Source organism: Microvirgula sp. AG722 (assembly GCF_003269145.1).
Lineage (GTDB): Bacteria > Pseudomonadota > Gammaproteobacteria > Burkholderiales > Aquaspirillaceae > Microvirgula > Microvirgula aerodenitrificans.
In genome coordinates this window covers 145,034-162,644 of the sequence record NZ_QLTJ01000006.1, presented here as the reverse complement: position 1 = coordinate 162,644, position 17,611 = coordinate 145,034, and the positions used below count along the sequence as shown (strand labels likewise).

Sequence of the window (17,611 nt, the reverse complement as noted above, 5' to 3'; positions counted from 1 at the left end):
TCGGTTTTTTCAAAGCGTCGCGCTGAACTAAAAAGCCTGTTCCCGGCAGGATTCTTCCTCATTGAGGATGAGCCGCTTGGTTAAGCAGGCCTGCGCGGAAGCAGGTCAAGCCCCGGCAGGCTGGTCGCGACGTGTGCCTGTCGGTGGATGGGAAAATCTGGATTGACCAGGAGCCGGCCCGATTGCCACCGGCCTGGCACTACCAGCAGGCCAGTAACCTGAGTCAGTCGCTACCGATGGTGGTGGTCGCAGCAGGTCCGGAAGTACTGGCCGGGCTGACGGTCAGGAAAATGACCATCGGCGCGATGCTGGGAGGCTGATTTGATACTGCCGGGCAGCTGTTCGGGGGGCAGCTTTACCGCGGTGGGCAGGCGGCGGTGGCGGCCTTGACCGGTGCTGTGGCCTATCCGTTCCGTGGGGTGTCGCTGTGGCGTGATGCCGTGATAGGGGCGGGGGTGGGTGGGGTGAATACGGTAGCGGTGAATGGGATGTATGGGGAGGGGAAGGATGTGGTGAAAGGGGCGATGGTTGGGGCGATGTTTTATGGTGGTGGATATGTACTGGGAGCTGTTAGTTTTTCGGTAATTAAGTCGAAGCTTCCTGCCCGTATTGGTGGTGAACCTCTTAATCCATACGTTCCAGCTCTGTTTCAGAATTTTGGAAAGCCAAATCCGTGCCCCGAATTTATTTCTGGCGTAATTAGGGATTCATTTGGTGGAATTCCATCTGTGCTGCCTATGCCTTTCGCGGATGAAGGGAATAGTCCATGAAGAAAAAAATGAGCAAAGGTGAAAATTATACTCGCGGAAAAATATGGGATATTTTTACCTATGCGGGAATTTTACGAACTCTTGCAGGAATTATTGTTTTTTGGGCTTTTGGATGGAATATTGATGAATTATTCATGCGTGCGTATTGTTTTTTTAACAAGGAACTAGTTGTAGATCCTGCGGATATTGCATGGCATAAATTTGTCATATCAATGATGTGTGGAATGGCCGGGTCAATAATTTTTGCGCAATTAATAATTGTTTATATCAAGAGAAAAAATCCTGCTGTTACTACCGATACCTTATGGGACGAATGGGAACTGCACCAGCAATGGAAACAGCGCCAGCAAGCAGAAGCGAAGCGATGGAAGAAAAGAATAAAAATCGAGCTTCACGAGCCGGAAGAAGAACCCGCCCCGCCTGCAGTGCCGGCCGAACCGGTGGACGTCCCGATCAGCAGCGAGCATGAAATCCGGTTGCCGGGCATGGATGAGGGGGTAATGCGTGAAACCGGGGCCTTGCCCATGCGCCTGGAGGTGCCTGCCGGGCAGGATGCGACAGCAAGCCCGAAACTGGTCGGTCATTACCATTCCGGGACTAACCGGATCGTGCTGGTACGAAAACATCAAGGCCGAGCTTCAAGCAAGGGATGGCATCGGGGTGGGCAGTGCCGTGGCGCAGGAAAGAGTCCGGTTGCCGCAGGACGAAAAAAAGGCCCGCGAGGGGTGCGGGCCAAAAGAAATACGACAGACCGGAGTCGGTCGTATTGCCGGAAGAAGGGTAAAGAACTCAGCTGGCCAGGGCGGCGATGCCGGCCATGGCGATCTGGGCATCCTGATTGGACTTGACGCCGGAAACGCCGACAGCGCCGATGGTCTGTCCACCGACAATGACCGGGACGCCGCCTTCGAGCGTGCCCTGCAGCACCGGTGCGGACAGGAACGAGGTCCGGCCGCCATTGATCATTTCTTCGTACACTCTGGATTCGCGCCGGCCGAGTGCGGCGGTGCGGGCTTTTTCGGTGGCGATATAGGCGCTGACCGGTGCGCAGTCATCGAGGCGCAGCAGGCCCAGCGGGTGACCGCCGTCGTCGACGATGGCGATGGTGACGGCCCAGTTGTTGGCTTCCGCTTCCCTGCGTGCGGCGGCGAGGATGAGGTCGATTTCGGTGCTGGTCAGTACGGCTTTGCTTTGCATGGGGTTTCTCCTGTTGCCACCGCGCGGGGCGACGGTGGGCGGGTGGGTCAGACGAGGGCTTCCTCGACCAGTTCGATCCAGTGGCGGACCGGTGTGCGGCCAGCGCTGTCGAGATGGGTCTGGCAGCCGATGTTTGCGGTCACGATGACTTCGGGGCCACCGCTTTCCAGTGCGTCGAGCTTGTCGTCGCGCAGGCGCCGCGACAGTTCCGGCTGGGTAAACGAGTAGGTGCCGGCCGAGCCGCAGCACAGGTGTCCGTTCGGAACGGCCGTCAGTTCAAAGCCGAGCCGGGTCAGCACGCTTTCGACCGCGCCGCCGAGTTTTTGCGCGTGCTGCAGCGTACAGGGGCAGTGGAATGCCAGCCGCTTGTCGGCACGGATATCCAGTTTTTCCAGCGCTTCGTCGCGCAGCACTTCGACCACATCACGGGCCAGTTCGCTGACCCGCGCTGCCCTGGCGGCATAGGCCGGGTCGGCGGCCAGCAGATGGCCGTATTCCTTGACGAAGGCGCCACAGCCGCTGGCGGTCTGCACGATGGCTTCCGCACCCTGCTCGATGGCCGGCCACCAGGCGTCGATATTGCGCCGCGCCCGGTCAAGCCCGGCCTGCTGGGCATTCATGTGGTAGTCGACTGCGCCGCAGCAGCCGGCCTGCGGTGCCGGGATGACGCTGATGCCGAGCCGGTCGAGTACCCGTGCGGTGGCGGCATTGCTGTTCGGCGACAGATTGGGCTGCACGCAGCCTTCCAGCATCAATACCTGACGCGCATGGCGCGTTGCTGGCCGGGGCTTGGCCGGGCGAACGCGAGCCGGGACTTTCAGCTTCAGCGAGGGCGGCAGCAACGGGTGTAGTGCCTGCGCGGTTTTCAGCGCGGCACCGAACAGTGCCGGCCGGGTCAGCAGGGCGCGCAGGGCGCCACGCTGGAGCCGCTCGCCCAGTGGCCGGTACAGCCGGCGTTCGACTTCGGCACGGCCGATATCCAGCAGCGAGTGATAGGTCACGCCGGACGGACAGGTGGTTTCGCAATTGCGGCAGCTCAGGCAGCGGTCGAGATGGAGGCGGGTTTTTGCGGTGACTTCGCCGCCCTCCAGCATCTGCTTGATCAGGTAGATACGGCCGCGCGGGCCATCCAGCTCGTCGCCGAGGATCTGGTAGGTCGGACAGGTCGCATTGCAGAAACCGCAATGCACGCAGGTGCGCAGGATGTCTTCCGCCTCGGCGCCACGCGGCAGGGCGAGGGCGGCAGCGTTCAACTGGGTTTGCATCAGCTTCGTCCCGATTACAGCCCGGCGTACAGCCGGCCAGGGTTGAAGATCCCGTGCGGGTCCATTTGTGCCTTCAACTGGCGGTGGTAGCGCATCAGTACCGGCGCCAGCGGCTGGAACGGTTGCTCGCAGCCGGCGTGGTAACAGGTGGCGTGGCCGCCGTGCATGGCGGCGAATGCCTGCAGCGTGCCGGCGTCGGCATCACTGAGCAGCCAGCGCTGGGAGCCGCCCCAGTCGGCCAGTACGTCGCCGGGCAAGGGCAGTGGCGGCGTATTCGGCGGCAGCGACAGGCGCCACAGCGGGCGGGCGTCGACAAAGAACGGCAGCCGGCGCTCGCGCAGCTCGGCCCAGTAGCCGCCATCGAGCGTGTCGCCGCCAATGCGGAGGCGGGAGGCTTCGACCATGGCTTCGCCCCCTTCCAGCCGTACCGACAGCGCATGGCCGTCATGGCTGGCGCCGGTGACCGGCAGTGCCTGGCGCCCCCATTCGGCCAGCTTTTGCAGTGCGTCAGCGAATGTGACTTCCAGTCGCAGGCTGTGGCTGCACTGCGGCTTCGGCAGTACTTTCAGCGAGACTTCGGTCAGCAGGCCCAGGCAGCCGAAGCTGCCGGCCAGCAGGCGGGACAGATCGTAGCCGGCGACATTCTTCATCACCTCGCCGCCGAAGCGCAGGTGGGTGCCGCGGCCGGTAATCAGCCGCGTGCCGAGCACGAAATCGCGCACGGCGCCGGACCACGGGCGGCGCGGGCCGGACAGGCCACTGGCGACCATGCCGCCGACGGTGGCGGCGCCATTGCCGGATGGCGGTTCGCAGCCGAGCATCTGTCCGGCATCGTCGAGCGCCGCCTGCAGCACGCTCAGCGGCGTACCGGCGCGGGCGGTGATGACCAGTTCGGTCGGGTCATAGCTGACGATGCCGCTGTGGCTGCGGGTGTCGAGGACCACGCCGTCGACGGCGCGGCCAAGAAAATCCTTGCTGCCGCCGCCGCGCGGGCGAAGCGGCGTGTGGCTGGCGATCGCTGCCTGCACTTGCGCCAGCAGGTCGGCGCTGTTGTCCGCCGATTGAAAACCTTGTTGCATGATCTCTCCTGAATGCGCGCTCAGAACCGGTCCAGCTCGGGGAACGGCAGTTTCCCGTGATGGACGTGCATCGCACCGAATTCGGCGCAGCGATGCAGGGACGGAATGTTCTTGCCGGGGTTCAGCAGGCGGTCAGGGTCGAAGGCCGCCTTGACCGCGTGGAACATCTCCAGCTCGTCGCTGTTGAACTGGGCGCACATCTGGTTGATCTTTTCGCGGCCGACACCGTGCTCGCCGGTGATGCTGCCGCCAACTGCGACGCACAGTTCCAGGATTTCGCCGCCAAGGGCCTCGGCGCGTTCCATTTCGCCGGGCAGGTTGGCATCGAACAGGATCAGCGGGTGCATGTTGCCGTCGCCGGCATGGAACACATTGGCGACGCGCAGCCCGTGTTTTTCCGACAGTGCGGCAATGCCCTTCAGCACTTTCGGCAGCTCGCGGCGCGGAATGGTGCCGTCCATGCAGTAGTAGTCGGGCGAGATGCGGCCGACCGCCGGGAAGGCGTTCTTGCGTCCGGCCCAGAACCGTTGCCGTTCGGCCTCGTCACGCGCCTGGCGAACATCGGTCGCGCCGGCGGCGCGGACGATATGGCTGACCCGTTCGCAGTCGGCGTGCACGTCGGCCTCGGCGCCATCGAGTTCACACAGCAGGATGGCTTCGGCATCGACCGGGTAACCGGCGTGAATAAAGTCTTCGGCGGCCCGGATCGACAGGTTGTCCATCATTTCCAGCCCGCCGGGGATGATGCCGGCGGCAATGATGTCGCCGACCGCGCGGCCTGCCTTGTCGACGTCGTCGAAGCTGGCCAGCAGGACCTTGGCCATCTGCGGTTTCGGCAGCAGTTTGACGGTGATCTCCACCGCCACGCCGAGCATGCCTTCCGAGCCGGTATACAGCGCCAGCAGGTCGAAGCCGGGGCTGTCCAGGGCATCGCTGCCGAGCGTCATGCGCTCGCCCTCGATGGTCAGCATGTCGACCTTCATGACATTGTGCACGGTCAGCCCGTATTTCAGGCAGTGCACGCCACCGGCGTTTTCGGCGACATTGCCGCCGATCGAACAGGCGATCTGCGACGACGGGTCCGGCGCGTAGTACAGGCCGTAAGGGGCCGCGGCCTCGGAAATGGCCAGGTTGCGCACGCCGGGTTCCAGCCGGGCAACACGGGCATCCGGATCGACCGACAGCACGCGCTTGAAGCGTGCCATGACCAGCAGCACGCCCTTTTCCAGCGGCATGGCGCCGCCGGACAGACCGGTGCCGGCCCCGCGGGCGACGACCGGCACCTGCCGCGCATGGCACAGCCGCAGCAGGGTTTGCACCTGGTCGATCGTTTCGGGCAGGATGACCAGCAGCGGCGTGGCGCGATAGGCGGACAGGCCGTCGCACTCGTAGGGCTTGAGGTCTTCCGCATCGGACAGCACCTCGACGTCGGGCAGCACCCGGCGCAGTTCTTCCAGCAACGCGGCCTTGTCGACATCCGGCAGGACGCCGTCGACACGTTCGTCGTAGAAAATGCTCATAGTTCCCCTCTGTTTCTCAAGCGACCCCGGCAAAGGCCCGCTGACGTCGCAATGGCGTGACGGTGGGGCTCCGACTGCGGGGTGATGCAGCGCGGGCTGACTGTTTTTTTGTCCCGCGGCCGCTTCCGCATGACGAAAGCAACGACTTTATCTTGGTGTCTTTCCCGGTGAACGTCCATGCTAAAATCAACTGGTCATACCAGTTTGTGCACTGCAAGACATGACGATTCCTTCTGTTTCCTTTTTGTGATCAGCACCATGCGCAACATCCCCGATCCCCGTTTCCCGTGCTCTGCAGCTGGTCATACCAGTTGGAGCTGCGCATGACCGCCGCCGGTCCAGGCCGCTCCCGGCAACTGGCTGACGTCGTTGCCGAACGCATAGAACGCATGATTCTGGACGGGGTACTGAAGCCCGGCCAGCCACTGCTGTCCGAGCGGCGCATGTGCGAGAAACTCGGCGTGTCGCGTACCGCCCTGCGCGAAGGCCTGAAAGTGCTGCGCGGGCGCGGCATCATCGAGACCGCGCATGGCAAGGGCTCGCAGGTCAGCGCCATGGCGCCGGACGGCAGCGGCAATCCGCTGATGCACTTGTACAGCGCGCATCCGCGCACCCTGTACGATCTGCTGGAGGTCCGGGCGCTGCTGGAAGGCGAGTCGGCGCGGCTGGCCGCCCTGCGCGGCACCGAGGCCGACTTCATCCTGATCAGCCGCCGCTATCAGGCATTGATCGATGCACAGCGGCTCGGGGTGGATGCCGAAGCGCATGCGCGCGTCGACCATGCCTTTCACCTGGCGATCTGCGAGGCATCGCACAATCCGGTACTGGTACAGACGCTGCGTTCGCTGACCGACCTGCTGCTGAGTTCGGTATTCGCCTCGCTGAGCAATCTGTACCACCGCGCCGAGCGCAAGCGACAGCTGGACCGCCAGCATGCGCGGCTGCATCACGCCGTCACCAGCCGCCTGCCGGAGCAGGCGCGCCGCGCCGCCATCGAACACCTGACCAGCATCAGCGACAACCTGCGCGAGATCGAGCAGGAAGAACAGCGGCTGGTGAGGGCGACCATGCGCCTGGAAGGGCTGGATGCGCTCGACCCGCCCGCCGACGATTGAAGCTCAGGCTGCCTGGCGCTGAACCCTGTCGCTGCGTTCCACCCGCATGCCGCGCGCGACCATCTCGTCGACAAACTCCCGGCCCAGCGCTTCGAAACCGGCGACCGGGCTGCTGCAGTCATCAAGCAACAGCAGGCGGGATGCGTCGCCGAGCGCGTCGGCCAGATCGCGTACGGTGCTGGCCACGCAGTGCGACAGCGCCTGCCCGGCGATCAGCACGGTATCGGCCCCGGCCAGGCGGGCGATCCAGGCCGGATCGGGACGGGTGCCCGGATCGGCCGGGTCGGGCACTTCGGCGCACAGCGCCGAGTAATGTTCGGTGCCCGGATTCATGCCCTTGAACACATAGTCGACCGTGCGCAGTGTCTGCCGGCCCCACGCCTGCAGCGCTGTGGCGCAGCCGGCATGCAGCTGGTGGCCCCAGCCACCGATCAGGCAGTGCTCGGGCCAGATCACCAGTGCATGGCGGGCGCGGGTGGCCAGCGCGCGGACGTAGTCGACGCTGTGCGCCTGCTGCTGCGGGTCGCGCGCGCGCCAGAGGCCGGATTCGACATCCCCGACCGTGATGAGCGTGAATGGCGCCGGTGCTTCGCCGTCCGCATTGCACCACCAGACCGGGTGGGCGATATCCACGGGCTGATGCGAATCCAGCGTGACATGGATCCGGTCGAGGCGCGCCCCGAGCCGGTCGACCAGCGTGGCCACGCGCGTCAGGTCGGCATCGGCACCGGTCACCGGCAGGGCCGCACCGGGCAGGTCGCAGAAATCATTTTGGGGATCGATCAGCAGCAGATGCAGGCCAGTGGACACGACAGCGGACTCCGGAAGGGCGGGGCGGGAATGCCGGTCCGCAGCATCCCACTTTTTCGGCCTTCGACCAAGATCTCCCGGTCCTGCTGTCTGGCCTGTCCTGAATGGCGCCCTGCCGGAATATGTAATTTATATATGGAATATACAATCTGAATTTATAGATATTCTGGCGTATGGGGCACGCCATGTCATTGCCGTACCATTCATGGCTGAATGATCCGGAATACAAATGATGAATATGAATGATGCCATGACCGTCAGGCAGAAACTGCTGACAGGCTTTGGACTGGTATTGCTGCTGCAACTGCTGATGGCAGTATTCGCCATGAACAAAATGTCGGCGGTACAGCAGAATCTTGAAAATATTCTTGATGCGCGATATTCAAAAATCGTGCTGGTGAATGGCGTAATCAAAACCTCGCTTGAGAATACCCGCCTGATTCGCGATATTCTGCTCGTCAGTGAAAGCACCGGGCGTGAAACCGTCATCGGGCAGATGGCGGCCAACCGCAAAAAGAATACCGACACCCTGAATACGCTGGGTGCGTCGCTGAATCTGGTCAAGGGCAAGGCGCTGTTCGCCGACATTGTCACCGCACATGATCAGCTGCTGTCGCACTACGATCGTTTCAATGCCCTGGTGCAGGCCGGGCAGATGGCGGACGCCGCCCGTTTCCTGCGCGAGCAGATCGTGCCCGACAACCGGTTGCTGATGGCACGGCTGGACACCATGGCGGCATTCCAGGAATCGCTGATGGCCGGGGCCAGGGCCGAAGCCGACGCCAGCTACGGGCAGGCGCGAATCGTCATGGCCGTGCTCAGTGCGCTGGGCCTGATGCTGGGCGCGGCGGTGGCGCTGCTGCTGTCGGTGCGCATCGGCCGTTCACTGGGGAGGGCGGTCGTGACCGCCAACCGGATTGCCGACGGCGACCTGGCCGCAACAGGCGGGCACGCAGTCCATGCCGGGCGCGATGAAGTCAGCCAGTTGCTGGCAGCGCTGGAAACCATGCGTGCCCGGCTGTCCGCCGCGCTGCATGACATCCGCCACAACGCCGGCGCGGTAGCGGACTCGGCTGCGCAGCTGTCCGGCATGTCCGGCCAGGTGGCAGCCAGCGCGCAGCGTCAGGCCGATTCGACCTCGTCCACGGCAGCGACGCTGGAGCAACTGACCGTCAGCATCAGTCATGTGGCGGACAGCGCCGGCGAGGCATCGCGGCAGGCGTCGCAGGCCGGCCGCCTGGCCGGACAGGGCGGCAGCGATGCGCTGGCCTCGGCCGAGCGCATGCGGACCGTCAGCAGCAGCGTGCAGGACACCGCCGGCGAGATGGACAGCCTGACCGGTGAAGTGCAGGCCATCGGCAATATCGTGACCGTGATTCGCGATGTGGCCGACCAGACCAATCTGCTGGCACTGAACGCCGCGATCGAAGCCGCCCGTGCCGGCGAGGCCGGGCGCGGTTTTGCCGTGGTGGCGGATGAGGTGCGCAAGCTGGCCGAGCGCACCACGCTGTCGGCACAGGAGATCACCCGCATGATTGCCTCGATCCAGCAGAATGCCGGCCGGGTGGTGGACAGCATGGCGCAGAGCCGGCAGCACGTGGCTGCCGTGACCGAGAGCGCCGACAAGAGCGGCGAGGCCATGGTTCAGGTCCGGGACAGCGCCAGCGAGGTGCTGGCGGCGATCAGCAGCATCAACCATGCGCTGGACGAGCAGCGCGGCGCCAGCCAGGGCCTGGCCCGCAGCATGGAACAGGTGGCACAGATGGCCGGTGAAAACAGCGCGACGGTCGAGGAACTGGCCCGGACCTCCGACGGACTGCGGGGATTGTCACAGGGCCTGCAGGGGGTGGTGGCGCGATTCCGGCTGTAAGGGGCGGATTTTTCTTGCGCAAAACATATTATATTTATTAATGTAATGTATTTGCCCCTCCAGGAGACCCCCCATGCTGAAAACCGCCCACGATCTGGTGCAGGAAGCCCGCAAGTCCGTCGACGAGCAGGCGCCGGAGGCTGTCCGTCAGCGGATGGCAGACGCGGATACGCTGGTCATCGACGTTCGCGAGCCGGATGAATATGGTCAGGGTCATCTGCCCGGCGCCATCAGCATCCCGCGCGGCATGCTCGAATTCCGGATTTCCAGCGAGCCGGCGCTGCAGCGCACCGAACGGCCGCTGGTGGTGTACTGCAAGACTGGCGGACGGGCCGCACTGGCCACCGTCAGTCTGCAGAGCATGGGATTCGGGCAGGTCGTGTCGCTGGCTGGCGGCTATGAGGCGTGGCTGGCTGCCGGACTGCCGATCGACAAGCCGGCCGACATCGCCTTCGATTAACGGCGAGTGGCGTTGCGATCGAAAAAGGCACCCGGCGTGCTGCCGTGAAAACGGCGGAATGCCGCGATAAAGGCCGACAGCGAAGCATAGCCGAGCTCGGCGGCCACGGTGGTGACCGGCGTGCCGGCCTCCAGCCGCGGCAGGGCGGCCAGCATGCGCAATGACAGCCGCCATTCGCTGAAAGTCAGCCGGGTTTCATCGCGAAAGCGTCGCGCCAGCGTGCGGCGGGTCGCGCCGACCCGCTGACCCCAGGCCTCCAGCGTGCGGTCGTTGCCCGGGTCGGCCTGCAGCGCCAGCGCAATGCGCAGCAGCCGCGGATCGCCGGGCATCGGCAGGCACAGCGGCGCGGCCGGCAGGCGGGCAATCTGGTCGAGAATCACTGCCACCAGCCGGCCGTCGGCACTGTCGGGCCGGTAGTCGGCCGGCAGCGTCCGCGTTTCGTGCAGCAGCGCCCGCAGCAGCGGCGTGACCACCAGCGCCTTGCAGTCCGGGCCCGGGCCTTCAAGCGCGCCCGGATCCAGATACAGGCTGTGAAAGGCGATGCGGCCATGGGTGGTCACCCCGTGCGCCATGCCGGGCGGAATCCAGATCGCGTGTTGCGGCGGCACCATGTGCCGTCCGAGCGGGGTATGCACGCACAGCACGCCGGCACTGGCATGCATGAACTGCGCCCATGGGTGGCTGTGCATCGCCACCTCGCTGTCGGCCGGAATCTCGAACGCGCGCACATACAGCGGCCGTGGCAGGCCACCCAGCTCCGGCACCCGGTAGTGATTCGGTGTCTGTCCCGTCAGCAGCATAGGCTGTCCCCGCTCCGCAAGTTCATGCATGGCGGCGATGATAGCGTGATGGCCGTCATTCACAAGCCAAGGGATTTCGCCATGAGTACACCCGCCCGTGTTACCCGCATCGGGGTGCCGCAGATCCGCCAGCGCAAGGGCGCCGGCAGCCTGGTGTCGCTGACTGCCTATTCGGCGCCGATGGCGCGGCAGGTCGATCCGCATGCCGACCTGATCCTGGTCGGCGACTCGCTGGGCATGGTGCTGTACGGCATGCCCAGCACCCTGGCGGTCACGCTGGAGATGATGATTGCCCACGGGCAGGCGGTCATGCGCGGCGCGCAGCGTGCCTGCGTGGTGATCGACCTGCCGTTCGCGTCCTACCAGGCCTCGCCGGCCGATGCGTTTCGCGCCGCGTCCCGGCTGCTGATCGAGACCGGCGCCCAGGCGGTCAAGCTCGAGGGCGGGGTGGAAATGGCCGGGACGGTTGCCTTCCTGACCGCACGCGGCATTCCGGTGATGGGCCATGTCGGCCTGATGCCGCAGCAGGTCAACACCATGGGCGGCTTCAGGGCGCAGGGCATGACACCGGAGGCGGCAGCGCAGGTCGAGCGCGATGCGCTGGCGATCGAGGCGGCCGGTGCGTTCGCGCTGGTGATCGAGGGGACGGCCGAGCCGCTGGCGCGCCGGCTGACCGGCCTGCTGGCGATTCCGGCCATCGGCATCGGTGCGTCACCGGCCTGCGATGGTCAGGTGCTGGTTACCGAGGACATGCTTGGCCTGTTCGACGACTACACGCCGAAGTTCGTTCGCCGCTATGCGGAACTGAATCCGCTGATCGACGCCGCCGTGGCCCGCTTCGCCGATGAGGTGCGTCGTGGTCTCTTTCCGGCCAGCGAGCACTGCTTTCATGGCCGCAAGCCGGCTCACGACGCCGACGCCCGTCCGGCATAAGCGGCCGCCACGGCGGAAAGGCCGGACAGTGCATAGGTTTTCAGGTGCTGGCGCAGCGCGTCCGGGTCGCGCCAGATATCGGTCAGCATCCGGCCGAGTACCTGGCGGTCGGCGAGCAGCAGCATGGCCAGCGGCGCAAAGAAGTTCAACTGGCAGCAGGCCAGCGCCGGTTCCTGCTCCGGGATGCCGGTAAAGTCGCTCAGCATCCGTCGCAGCAGGGTGGCTTTCGGCAGCGCTTCCTGCTGCAGGGCGGCCAGCAGGGTCGCCGACGGGCCGAGCATCTCGCGGACATAGATGCGCAGATGCCAGCCGCCGTCGACCGCGCCGAGAATGAAAGCGTCGATCACGCCGCCGAGCTTGTCGGCCGGTGAGGCATCGCTGGCGGCGATCGCCGACAGCGTGTCGCGGCTGATCAGGCGCCGGTGCACTTCCACCAGAACGGCCTGGTACAGGCCTTCCTTGCCGCCGAAATGGTAGTTCACCGCCGCCATATTGGTTTCGGCGCGTGCGCAGATGGCCTTGCTGGTGGCGTGCTCGTAGCCCAGCTCGGCGAAAATGTCGCCGGCGACGTCGAGAATGCGCTGGCGCGTGGCGTCACCGTCGGCACGCGCCTTGCGGCCTGGCGCGCCGGGGACGTTCGGATCGCTTGTTTTCATCCCATAATCTTACCGTAGCGCGACGGCTTGTCATAAATTAGAATTCAAATTAGAATTTAAATTATGAAGACGCCATGGACCGCCATGGCGGCGTATCGGGAGCGGGTCGGGATGAACGGGAAACTGAAGATCGCTGTGGCCGGGCTGGTGCTGGCCGGCATTGCCGGCAGCATCTGGTGGCTGGTGCGGCCGTCGCCGGACAACGGCGTACTGACGCTGTACGGCAATGTGGATGTCCGCCAGGTGTCGCTGGCTTTCAATGCCAGCGAACGGGTGGCGACACTGACCGTGCGCGAAGGCGACCGGGTTCGCCGCGGGCAGTTGCTGGGCACACTCGATACCCGTGGGGCGACACTGGAACTGGCGCAGGCCGAGGCGCGGCAGGCAGCGTCAAAACAGGTGCTGCGCCGGCTGAAGACCGGCAGCCGCCCGGAGGAACTCGCCCAGGCGCGTGCCGCGCTGGCCTCGGCGCAGGCCGAGGATGACGATGCCGGTCAGCAGCTGGCACGGCTGAACAGCGTGCATGCCGCGACCGCCGGCAAGGCCGTCAGCCAGCAGGATCTGGATGCGGCCATTGCCCGCCGGCAGCGGGCCCGGGCGGCGCGGATCACGGCCGACAAGGCGCTGGCGCTGGCCGTCAGCGGACCGCGCGACGAGGACATTGCCGAAGCCGATGCCCAGCTGCGGGCGGCGCAGGCGCAGACGGCGCTGCTGCGCTACCGGCTGGAGCAGGCGCAACTGACTGCGCCGGTCGATGGCGTAGTGCGCAGCCGGCTGCTGGAACCGGGTGACATGGCGTCGCCGCAGCGGCCGGCCTATGCGCTGGCGCTGACCGACCCGAAGTGGGTGCGCGCCTATGTCGGCGAAGTCGATCTCGGTCGCCTGCGTCCCGGCATGCGCGCCATGGTCAGTACCGACAGCCATCCGGACCAGCGCCTGCCGGGCAAGGTCGGCTATATCTCGTCGGTGGCGGAATTCACGCCGAAGACCGTGCAGACCGACGAGCTGCGCACCAGCCTGGTCTACGAAGTCCGCATTCTGGTCGACGACAGCCGCGACCGGCTGCGGCTCGGCATGCCGGCCACGGTTCGTCTGACGCCGGATGCACCATGAGTACGCTGGCGCTGGATGCCCGCGGGCTGGGCAAGCGCTTCGCCGTCAAGCCGTCCGGCCGGATGCTGGATGCGCTTGCCGACGTGACGCTGTCGATCGAGCCGGGCACGCTGACCGCACTGGTCGGCCCGGATGGCGCCGGCAAGACCACCCTGCTGCGGCTGGCGGCCGGTCTGCTGCGCGCGGACAGCGGCAGCCTCCGCGTACTCGGCATCGACGCCGCGCAGGACCCGCAGGCGATCCAGAACCGGATCAGCTATATGCCACAGCGCTTCGGTCTGTATGACGACCTCAGCGTGCAGGAAAACCTCGATCTGTATGCCGATCTGCACGGCGTGCCCCTGGCGGCACGGCGCGAGCGCTATGCGCGGCTGATGACCATGACCGACCTCGGCCGCTTTACCGCCCGCCCGGCCGGCAAGCTGTCCGGCGGGATGAAACAGAAACTCGGGCTGGCCTGCACCCTGGTCCGCTCGCCGGAACTGCTGCTGCTCGACGAGCCGACGGTCGGGGTCGATCCGCTGTCGCGGCGCGAGCTGTGGGACATCGTCCGCCAGTTGGTGGATGACGAGCAGCTCAGCGTACTGGTCAGCACCGCCTATCTGGACGAGGCCGAACGCTGTGCGCGGGTATTCGTGCTGCATGACGGCCGGCTGCTGGCGCAGGGCGATCCGGCCAGCCTGCGCGACCGCGCCAGCGGGCGGGTTTTTGCGGTCACGCCGCCGGCTGGTCAGCCGGCCCGGCTGCTGCAGGCGCAACTGCTCGATCACGCCGTGGCCGTGGCCGATGCCGTACCGCAGGGCGGGCGGGTCCGTTTTGTCCGCGATGGCGATGGAGCGGACCCGGCGCTGTCGGCGCTGCTGGACGGGCTGGCGGTCGACGCGCTGCCTCCGCGGCTGGAGGACGGTTTCATGCTGCTGCTGCGCGAGCGCCGCGTCATGCCGGCCCCGACGACACCGCTCGCCGTGTCTGCCCCCGCGCCAGTCAGTGACGACGCGACGGTCATTGAAGTTCGGGATCTGGTGCGTCGCTTCGGCGATTTCACTGCCGTGGCCAGCACCAGCTTCTCGGTTCGCCGCGGCGAAATTTTCGGTCTGCTTGGCCCGAATGGCGCCGGCAAGACCACGACCTTCCGCATGCTGTGCGGACTGCTGCCGGCCAGCAGTGGCAGCCTGCGGGTGGCCGGGGTTGACCTGCGCCGCGCACGGGCGGCTGCCCGGCGGCGCATTGGCTATGTGGCGCAGAAGTTCGCGCTGTACGCCAATCTGTCGGTGCGGGAAAACCTGGAATTCTTTGGTCATGCCTACGGGCTGCATGGCACGACCCTGCACGAACGCATCGCCACGGTGGCGGCGCAATTCGACCTGGCCGAGGTGATGGACAGTGCCAGTGGCCAGTTGCCGGGCGGGTTCCGCCAGCGGCTGGCGATGGCGACCGGGCTGCTGCACGAACCGGACATCCTGTTTCTGGATGAACCGACCAGTGGTGCCGATCCGGGCGCGCGGCGCGCCTTCTGGCGGCGGATCACCGCACTGGCCGCTGCCGGCACCACCATTATCGTCACCACCCACTTCATGGAAGAGGCCGAGTACTGCGATCGCATCGTGATCCAGGACGCCGGCAAGCTGCTGGCGATCGGCACGCCGGGCGAGGTGCGCGGCCAGGCCGGCATCGCCGGCGACCCCGGCGCCGGCATGGAGGCGGCCTTTATCGGCATCGTCGAAACAGCACGGGAACGGGGGGCGCGATGATCGGCGACGGACGCTTTGCCGCCCGGCTGCGGGCACTGATCCGCAAGGAATTCCGCCAGTTGCTGCGCGACAGGAGCAATCTGGCCATCGGCATCCTGCTGCCGATGCTGCTGATCCTGATCTTCGGCTACGGACTGTCGCTGGACGTGCGCAACGCGCCGCTGGCCGTGGTGCTGGAAGATCCGTCGCCGGCCGCCACCGAGGCGGTGGCCGGGCTGCGGCTGTCGCCATTCCTGTCGGCGGTGATGCTGACCTCGATGCAGGATGCCGAACGGCTGATGCGGGCGCGCAAGGTCGATGCCATCGTCCGCGTGCCGGTGGATTTTTCCCGCCGGCTGGCCGATGGCAATGCGCGCATCCAGATTCTGCTGCATGGCGCCGACGCCAATCGCGCCAGCAGCATCCAGCGCTATATCACCAGCGCGCTCGGCCAGTGGGCGCTGACGCGGGCCGACCGCGCCGGCCCGGCCGGCAGTGGCAACCGGGTGGGCGGGGTGACCATGGAGACGCGGCTGTGGTTCAACGCCGCCAATACCAGCACCTGGTATCTGGTACCGGGTCTGATCGTGCTGATCATGACCCTGGTCGGCGCCTTCCTGACCGCACTGGTCATGGCGCGCGAATGGGAGCGCGGCACGCTGGAGGCGCTGTTTGTGTCGCCGGTGCGGCCGATCGAAATCCTGCTGGCCAAGGTGGTGCCGTATTTCACCATCGGCCTGGTCGGGCTGGTGCTGTGCCTGCTGGCCGCACGCTTCCTGTTTGCGGTGCCGATGTACGGTTCGCTGCTGGTGCTGCTGTTCGCGTCGATGCTTTACCTGCTGGTCGCCGTTGCCGTCGGCCTGCTGATTTCGGCGGTGACGCGCAACCAGTTTCTGGCCAGCCAGGTGGCGCTGGTCGCCAGCTTCCTGCCGTCGATGATGCTGTCCGGCTTTCTGTTCGACCTGCGCAATGTACCGCCGGTCATCCGCATCATCGGCCAGGCGCTGCCGGCCACCTATTTCATGGAACTGATCCGTGCACTGTTCCTGGCCGGGGATGTCTGGCCGCTGATCTTCAGGAACTGCGCCATCCTCGCCGTCTACGCCGTGGTCCTGCTGGCCCTGGCGCGTGCGGTCACCCACAAGCGACTGGACTGAATCATGCTGGAACGCCTGCGTTGCATCCTGGCGCTGTGTCGCAAGGAACTGCTGACCATTCTCAAGGACCCCGCCAACCGGGTGATCCTGTTCGTCCCGGCACTGTTGCAGAGCGTGCTGTTCGGCTATGCCGCCACCTACGATCTGACCCATGTGCCGTATGCGCTGCTCGATCAGAGCCGCAGCGCGGCATCGGCCGAACTGGTTGCCCATCTCGATGGCACCGGCGTGTTTCACCGCATCGAAACCCTGCGTACCCGGGCCGACATCAGCCGCGTGATCGACAGTGGGCAGGCGTTGCTGGTGATCAGCATCGGCCCGCGCTTTGCCACGCAGCTGGAAGCCGGCGAAGCGGCGCCGCTGCAACTGGTGCTTGATGCGCGCAACTCGAACACCGCCGGTTCGGCGTCCGGCTTCGTCAGTGCCGTGGTCGAACGCTTCAACGCCGACTGGCGGGAACAGCACGGTGCTGCGCCGCTGCCGCTGCAGATCGAGACCCGAGCCTGGTACAACCCGAATCTGGAAACGCGCTGGAACCTGATTCCCGGGCTGATCGCCGCGCTGAGCATGCTGCAGACGCTGATGCTGACCGCACTGTCGGTGGCGCGCGAGCGCGAGCAGGGCACCTTCGACCAGCTGCTGGTCACGCCGCTGACGCCGCTGGACATCATGATCGGCAAGTCGCTGCCGCCGATCCTGGTCGGGCTGACCCAGTCGACGATCGTACTGTTCGTTGCGCTGTTCTGGTTCCGCATCCCGATGGCCGGCTCGCTGCTGACGCTGTACACCGGGCTGCTGTGCTTTACCGTTGCCAGCGTCGGAATCGGTCTGTCGATTTCGGCGGTGTCGCTGAACATGCAGCAGGCGATGCTGTACACCTTTGTGCTGGTCATGCCGCTGATGCTGCTGTCCGGCCTGACCACGCCAATCAGCAATATGCCGGACGCGCTGCAACTGGCCACGCTGGCCAATCCGCTGCGCTTTGCCATCAACCTGGTGCAGCGCGTCTATCTGGAGGGCGTCGGTCTGCGCGAGGTGGCGCTCGACCTGCTGCCCCTGCTGGTGATTGCGGCACTGACGCTGCCGCTGGCGGCATGGCTGTTCCGCCACCGGCTGTCATGACGAGAAAGACCCTG

At 65.7% G+C, this 17,611-nt stretch carries 18 protein-coding genes; 11 read left to right on the top strand and 7 right to left on the bottom strand.

The features are described from left to right. Positions 1-182: 182 nt before the first annotated feature. Genes DFO50_RS19170 through DFO50_RS18870 form a run of 3 tightly spaced genes read left to right on the top strand, consistent with a single transcriptional unit; the run spans position 183 to position 1,618 of the window. The gene (locus DFO50_RS19170; RefSeq protein ID WP_158537436.1) at positions 183-320 is read left to right on the top strand and encodes a hypothetical protein; all 138 of its coding nucleotides are present in this window, start codon (positions 183-185) and stop codon (positions 318-320) included. A 57-nt stretch (positions 321-377) separates the two neighbouring features. Then, positions 378-770 (top strand): hypothetical protein, encoded by a 393-nt coding sequence (locus DFO50_RS18875; protein WP_146745050.1) that lies wholly within the window; start codon positions 378-380, stop codon positions 768-770. Next, the gene (locus DFO50_RS18870; protein WP_146745049.1) at positions 767-1,618 is read left to right on the top strand and encodes a hypothetical protein; all 852 of its coding nucleotides are present in this window, start codon (positions 767-769) and stop codon (positions 1,616-1,618) included. Before DFO50_RS18875 ends, DFO50_RS18870 begins: the two co-directional genes overlap by 4 nt. Here the strand turns inward: DFO50_RS18870 and DFO50_RS10540 are convergent. Genes DFO50_RS10540 through glcD form a run of 4 tightly spaced genes read right to left on the bottom strand, consistent with a single transcriptional unit; the run spans position 1,560 to position 5,831 of the window. After that, on the bottom strand, positions 1,560-1,967 hold the full coding sequence (locus DFO50_RS10540) for a heme-binding protein (RefSeq protein ID WP_028499802.1): 408 nt from the start codon (positions 1,965-1,967) through the stop codon (positions 1,560-1,562). The genes DFO50_RS18870 and DFO50_RS10540 overlap by 59 nt on opposite strands. 47 nt (positions 1,968-2,014) lie before the next feature. After that, positions 2,015-3,232, bottom strand: a complete 1,218-nt coding sequence (glcF, locus tag DFO50_RS10535; protein ID WP_112692477.1) for a glycolate oxidase subunit GlcF — start codon at positions 3,230-3,232, stop codon at positions 2,015-2,017. 14 nt (positions 3,233-3,246) lie between these two features. After that, on the bottom strand, positions 3,247-4,311 hold the full coding sequence (gene glcE / locus DFO50_RS10530; RefSeq protein ID WP_112692476.1) for a glycolate oxidase subunit GlcE: 1,065 nt from the start codon (positions 4,309-4,311) through the stop codon (positions 3,247-3,249). A 20-nt stretch (positions 4,312-4,331) separates the two neighbouring features. Continuing rightward, entirely contained in the window at positions 4,332-5,831 is a 1,500-nt protein-coding gene (gene glcD, locus DFO50_RS10525; RefSeq protein ID WP_028499799.1) for a glycolate oxidase subunit GlcD, read from the bottom strand. 323 nt (positions 5,832-6,154) lie between these two features. Here glcD and glcC point away from each other — a divergent pair, with 323 nt between their 5' ends. Further along, on the top strand, positions 6,155-6,946 hold the full coding sequence (gene glcC, locus DFO50_RS10520; RefSeq protein ID WP_028499798.1) for a transcriptional regulator GlcC: 792 nt from the start codon (positions 6,155-6,157) through the stop codon (positions 6,944-6,946). 3 nt (positions 6,947-6,949) lie between these two features. On the opposite strand, the gene DFO50_RS10515 is transcribed toward glcC, so the two are convergent. Beyond that, entirely contained in the window at positions 6,950-7,756 is an 807-nt protein-coding gene (locus tag DFO50_RS10515) for a hypothetical protein (protein WP_112692475.1), read from the bottom strand. Positions 7,757-7,985: 229 nt separating this feature from the next. Between DFO50_RS10515 and DFO50_RS10510 the strand changes: the two genes are divergently transcribed. After that, positions 7,986-9,626, top strand: a complete 1,641-nt coding sequence (locus tag DFO50_RS10510) for a methyl-accepting chemotaxis protein (protein ID WP_112692474.1) — start codon at positions 7,986-7,988, stop codon at positions 9,624-9,626. 73 nt (positions 9,627-9,699) lie between these two features. Beyond that, a complete protein-coding gene (locus DFO50_RS10505) occupies positions 9,700-10,086 on the top strand; it encodes a rhodanese-like domain-containing protein (protein WP_199489802.1) in 387 nt (128 codons plus the stop codon). On the opposite strand, the gene DFO50_RS10500 is transcribed toward DFO50_RS10505, so the two are convergent. Then, positions 10,083-10,886, bottom strand: a complete 804-nt coding sequence (locus DFO50_RS10500) for a helix-turn-helix domain-containing protein (RefSeq protein ID WP_107890212.1) — start codon at positions 10,884-10,886, stop codon at positions 10,083-10,085. The two genes, DFO50_RS10505 and DFO50_RS10500, sit on opposite strands and share 4 nt — an antisense overlap. A gap of 81 nt (positions 10,887-10,967) precedes the next feature. On the opposite strand from DFO50_RS10500, the gene panB reads away from it, so the two are divergent. Beyond that, positions 10,968-11,819 carry a 3-methyl-2-oxobutanoate hydroxymethyltransferase gene (gene panB, locus DFO50_RS10495; protein WP_107890397.1) on the top strand — a complete coding sequence of 284 codons (852 nt, stop codon included), beginning with the start codon at positions 10,968-10,970 and terminating at the stop codon, positions 11,817-11,819. Here panB and DFO50_RS10490 read toward each other — a convergent pair. Beyond that, positions 11,792-12,475: a TetR/AcrR family transcriptional regulator gene (locus DFO50_RS10490; protein ID WP_028499793.1), complete on the bottom strand. Its 684-nt coding sequence runs from the start codon at positions 12,473-12,475 to the stop codon at positions 11,792-11,794. The genes panB and DFO50_RS10490 overlap by 28 nt on opposite strands. 63 nt (positions 12,476-12,538) lie before the next feature. On the opposite strand from DFO50_RS10490, the gene DFO50_RS10485 reads away from it, so the two are divergent. Genes DFO50_RS10485 through DFO50_RS10470 form a run of 4 tightly spaced genes read left to right on the top strand, consistent with a single transcriptional unit; the run spans position 12,539 to position 17,597 of the window. Beyond that, positions 12,539-13,588, top strand: coding sequence for an HlyD family efflux transporter periplasmic adaptor subunit (locus DFO50_RS10485; RefSeq protein ID WP_233495237.1), 1,050 nt, complete (start codon positions 12,539-12,541; stop codon positions 13,586-13,588). Continuing rightward, positions 13,585-15,339, top strand: a complete 1,755-nt coding sequence (locus tag DFO50_RS10480; RefSeq protein ID WP_028499791.1) for an ATP-binding cassette domain-containing protein — start codon at positions 13,585-13,587, stop codon at positions 15,337-15,339. The genes DFO50_RS10485 and DFO50_RS10480 overlap by 4 nt, the downstream gene beginning before the upstream one ends. After that, complete coding sequence (locus DFO50_RS10475; RefSeq protein WP_028499790.1) at positions 15,336-16,475, top strand: ABC transporter permease; 1,140 nt, start codon at positions 15,336-15,338, stop codon at positions 16,473-16,475. The genes DFO50_RS10480 and DFO50_RS10475 overlap by 4 nt, the downstream gene beginning before the upstream one ends. Before the next feature lie 3 nt (positions 16,476-16,478). Continuing rightward, entirely contained in the window at positions 16,479-17,597 is a 1,119-nt protein-coding gene (locus DFO50_RS10470) for an ABC transporter permease (protein WP_107890210.1), read from the top strand. The last annotated feature ends 14 nt before the right edge of the window (positions 17,598-17,611 follow it).